General features: G+C 64.1%; 5 protein-coding genes. 4 read left to right on the top strand and 1 reads right to left on the bottom strand.

The features are described from left to right. On the top strand, positions 1–1,346 hold a 1,346-nt coding region (psbC, locus tag BG35_RS0107185), incomplete at its 5' end, for a photosystem II reaction center protein CP43 (protein WP_025782297.1). A gap of 46 nt (positions 1,347–1,392) precedes the next feature. On the opposite strand, the gene BG35_RS0107190 is transcribed toward psbC, so the two are convergent. Beyond that, on the bottom strand, positions 1,393–2,007 hold the full coding sequence (locus BG35_RS0107190; RefSeq protein ID WP_373276976.1) for a nucleoside triphosphate pyrophosphatase: 615 nt from the start codon (positions 2,005–2,007) through the stop codon (positions 1,393–1,395). Positions 2,008–2,082: 75 nt separating this feature from the next. Here BG35_RS0107190 and BG35_RS0107195 point away from each other — a divergent pair, with 75 nt between their 5' ends. The 3 genes from BG35_RS0107195 to BG35_RS10840 all read left to right on the top strand — a co-directional run. Then, complete coding sequence (locus BG35_RS0107195) at positions 2,083–2,451, top strand: Npun_F0494 family protein (protein ID WP_034417740.1); 369 nt, start codon at positions 2,083–2,085, stop codon at positions 2,449–2,451. Positions 2,452–2,474: 23 nt separating this feature from the next. After that, positions 2,475–4,022 (top strand): cobyric acid synthase, encoded by a 1,548-nt coding sequence (locus BG35_RS0107200; protein ID WP_025782300.1) that lies wholly within the window; start codon positions 2,475–2,477, stop codon positions 4,020–4,022. Further along, the coding region (locus tag BG35_RS10840) for a 2Fe-2S iron-sulfur cluster-binding protein (protein ID WP_034417747.1) at positions 3,935–4,142 on the top strand (208 nt) is incomplete at its 3' end. The genes BG35_RS0107200 and BG35_RS10840, both read left to right, overlap by 88 nt.

The raw sequence follows: 4,142 nt of genomic DNA on the forward strand, positions 1-4,142 counted from the left end.
TGGACCAGGACTCCACCGGCTACGCTTGGTGGGCTGGAAACGCCCGCCTCATCAATCTTTCCGGTCGCCTCCTGGGCGCCCATGTTGCCCACGCTGGCCTGATGGTCTTCTGGGCCGGGGCCATGATGCTCTTCGAGGTGAGTCATTATACCGCCGACAAGCCCGTGTACGAGCAGGGCTTCCTCTGTTTTCCCCATGTGGCCCTCCTGGGCTACGGGGTTGGGCCCGGCGGCGAGGTGACCAGTCTCTACCCGTTCTTTGTGGTGGGCGTGCTGCATCTGGTGTCCTCGGCCGTCCTGGGCATCGGCGGCCTCTACCATGCCCTGCGGGGTCCTGACATCCTGGAGAACTATTCGGTCTTCTTTTCCCAGGACTGGCGCGACAAGAATCAGATGACCAACATCATTGGCTATCACCTGATTCTCCTGGGGGTGGGCTGCCTCCTGCTGGTCTTCAAGGCCATGTTCTTTGGTGGCGTGTACGACACCTGGGCCCCCGGAGGTGGAGATGTGCGGTTGATCACCAATCCAACTCTGAACCCTGCGGTCATCTTCGGCTATCTGGCCCGTTCCCCATGGGGGGGCCAGGGCTGGATTGTCGGGGTGGACAACATGGAGGACATTATCGGTGGCCACATCTGGCTGGGGATCACCTGCATCTTTGGCGGCATCTGGCATGTGCTCACCAAGCCCTTTGGCTGGGTGCGCCGGGCCTTCATCTGGAACGGTGAAGCCTACCTGAGTTACAGCCTGGGGGCCTTGAGCCTGATGAGCTTCATTGCCTCCACGTTCATCTGGTTCAACAACACCGCTTATCCGTCCGAGTTCTGGGGTCCCACCAACGCTGAAGCCTCCCAGTCCCAATCCTTCACCTTCCTGGTGCGGGACCAGCGCCTGGGCGCCAACATTGGTTCGGCCATGGGTCCCACCGGCCTGGGCAAGTATCTGATGCGCTCCCCCACAGGTGAGATCATCTTTGGCGGCGAGACCATGCGCTTCTGGGATTTCCGTGGTCCATGGCTGGAACCTCTGCGGGGTCCCAACGGCCTCAGCCTGGAGAAGCTGCAGAACGACATTCAACCCTGGCAGGTGCGTCGTGCAGCGGAGTACATGACCCATGCCCCCAACGCCTCCATCAACTCCGTGGGCGGCATCATCACCGAGCCCAATGCGGTGAACTACGTGAACCTGCGCCAATGGCTGGGTGGAGCCCAGTTTATTCTGGCCTTCTTCTTCCTGGTGGGTCACCTCTGGCATGCCGGGCGCGCCAGAGCCGCCGCGGCCGGCTTTGAGAAGGGCATCGACCGGGAGGCTGAACCGGTTCTGGCCATGCCTGATCTGGACTAGCCTTTCGCCCGTGGCCAAGATCCCTTCAGCAAACCACAGCCCCCGTTCAGGGGGCTTTTTTGCCGTTTGCGTCCAGTGACCACAGCGCAGCCAGACTGAAACCCCACTCCACCAAATGATGCCGTAGCCAAGGCAGGCTCAACCCCATCACGTTTGAGGCACAGCCCTCAATGGCGTCAATCAGCAGGCCACCGCGCCCCTCCAGGGCAAAGGCGCCAGCACAACCCAGAGGCTCACCCGTGGCCACATAGTGCTGGATGGCGCCATCGTCCACCGGGGCAAACCGTATCCGGGTCACCACGTCACCATGGCAGGATCGCTCCCCACCACTATCGAGAAGGCAGTGACCCGTGTACAGCGCACCCTGCTTGCCGGCCATGGCTCGCCAACGCTGGATGGCCTCCTCTGCGGACGTGGGCTTGCCTTGAACGGCGCCCCCGAACACCAATACGGAGTCACACCCCAGCACCAAAGGTCCCGGATGGGGCAAGCGCTCCAGAACGGCTCCGGCTTTTCCCCGGGCCAGGGCGGTGACCAGCCGACCCGGCTCCATCGTTCTGGGGAGACGATCTTCATCAAAACCACTAACCTTCACCCGGCAGGGGATGCGGGCCTGCTCCAGCAGACGGCGCCGTGAGGGGGAGGCCGAGGCCAGAATCAATGGAAACGGTTTTTGAGACAATGGGGACATCACACGTGAGCGCTAGCCGCTCTGAGATTGTCCATTCCTGTGGCCATGGATCTCGCCATTGAGAGGCAGGCGGCCCGGCGCGCCGACCGCGCTGCCCGCTGTAGCCCCTTGCGCCGCCGCTGTTTTGCCGCCCTGCAGGAGGGGGCTGTGGGTTTGGCCGAGCTTTGCGCTTCGGATTCCCCCTTCACCACCAGACCCTTGAGTGAAGCTCAAGCGGATCAACTGGTGCGTTGGCTGCTGCGGGTGGGTCTGCTGCGCCGGGAGGTGGACGGCCAGGGGTTGACGGATCGGGTGCGGCTCACTCCCCTGGGCCGTCGGGTGGTGGCCGCCTGGCCGGAGCAGAGCCGCCCCCCGGTCTCGTTGCAGGAACGCTGGCTCAACGGGTTGCGTCGCTGGCTCAGCATCTGGTCGTGACTGCCCTATCCCCGCCCCCCATCATGGTTCTGGGGACCAGCAGCGGAGTGGGCAAGTCCCTCGTCACGGCAGGACTATGTCGCCTGTTGCGGCGCCGTGGGGAGCAGCCGGTCCCCTTCAAGGGGCAGAACATGAGCCTCAACGGCTACGTGGATGAAGACGGGGGCGAGATGGCCTATGCCCAGGCCATGCAGGCCTGGGCCGCTGGGCTGACCCCTTGCGCAGCCATGAATCCGGTGTTGCTGAAACCCCAGGGAGATGGCAGCAGCGAGGTGATTCATCTGGGGCGCTCGGCGGGAGTCAGCCGGGCGGAGGATTACTACCGGGACTGGTTCCGGCCCGGTTGGCTGGCCATTCGCCGAGGGCTGGACGTCTGTCGGAAACAGCAAGGACGGCTTGTGCTGGAGGGGGCTGGCAGTCCGGTGGAGGTGAACCTGCAAGCACGGGATCTGACCAACCTGCGGCTGGCCCAGTTTTTACGGGCCCGTTGTGTTCTGGTGGCTGATATTGAGCGGGGTGGGGTCTTTGCCCAGATTATCGGCACACTCCAACTGTTGCGGCCTGTGGAGCGCTCCCTGATGGCGGGCTTGCTGATCAATCGCTTCCGTGGCCAGCGCAGTTTGTTTGACGAGGGCCGCGTCTGGCTGGAGCAGCGCACCGGCCTGCCGGTGTTGGGTGTTCTCCCCTGGCTGGGGGAACGGTTCCCGCCGGAAGACTCCCTGGATCTCCTGGAGCGCCAAGCCCGTAAGCCCAGGGCCGAGTTGCGTCTGGCTGTGCTGCGTCTGCCATCCATCAGCAACTTTTCCGACATGGATCCCCTCGCTGCGGAAGCCACGGTCCAACTGGATTGGCTGCTGCCCACCGACACTGTGGATCAGTACGACGCGGTGCTGCTGCCCGGCAGCAAGCAAACCATGGCGGATCTCAAGGCAATGCAGGCCGCCCGGATGGATGAACGCCTGCAACGGTACGTGGCCGCCGGTGGGGCGGTGCTGGCCATCTGTGGCGGCTTGCAGATGCTGGGGCAACGGCTCCATGATCCCCGTGGTCTGGAAGCGGAGACGCCAGGGGACATGGGGGGGCTGGGGCTGCTGCCCCTGGTAACCACGTTTGAGCCCGGCAAGGTGCAACGTCAGTGGACCGCCACCACCACATGGCCCCAACCCGGTCAACCCTGCACGGGTTTTGAACTCCACCATGGCCGGACAACTGCGCCGATCCATGGTGCGCAGTCGCTGTACACCCAACCCGGCCTGGGCTGGGTGAGCCCCTGCGGCCGGGTGGTGGGCACCTACCTGCACGGCTGTCTGGAGGCGGGACCATGGCGTCGCCACTGGCTCAACCGGCTACGGAGCCGTCGCGGCTTGCCCCCCTTGCCCACGGCCGTTCCCCACCATGCCGCCCAGCGGGATCGGCTCCTGGATCGCCTTGCCGACGCCCTGGCGGAAGATGTCAATCTGGAACCCTTGTTGCACGAATCGTCATGTCCCCATCCTCAACCCCTGAGCAGGTTCCCGTGTGCTGGGATGATGGGGATCCCGTATCCATTGCGGTGGGCACCCCCTGGCTGACGGCAGCCCAGATGCTGGGTCACACCATTCCCACGGGCTGTCTTTACGGAAGCTGTGGCGCCTGCGAGATTGAGGTGAATGGCCATGTGGTGCGCGCCTGCGTCAGCAGCGTGTGTGGAT

Origin of the sequence: Candidatus Synechococcus spongiarum SH4, assembly GCF_000586015.1 — a bacterium.
Taxonomy (GTDB): Bacteria; Cyanobacteriota; Cyanobacteriia; order PCC-6307; family Cyanobiaceae; genus Synechococcus_B; species Synechococcus_B spongiarum_F.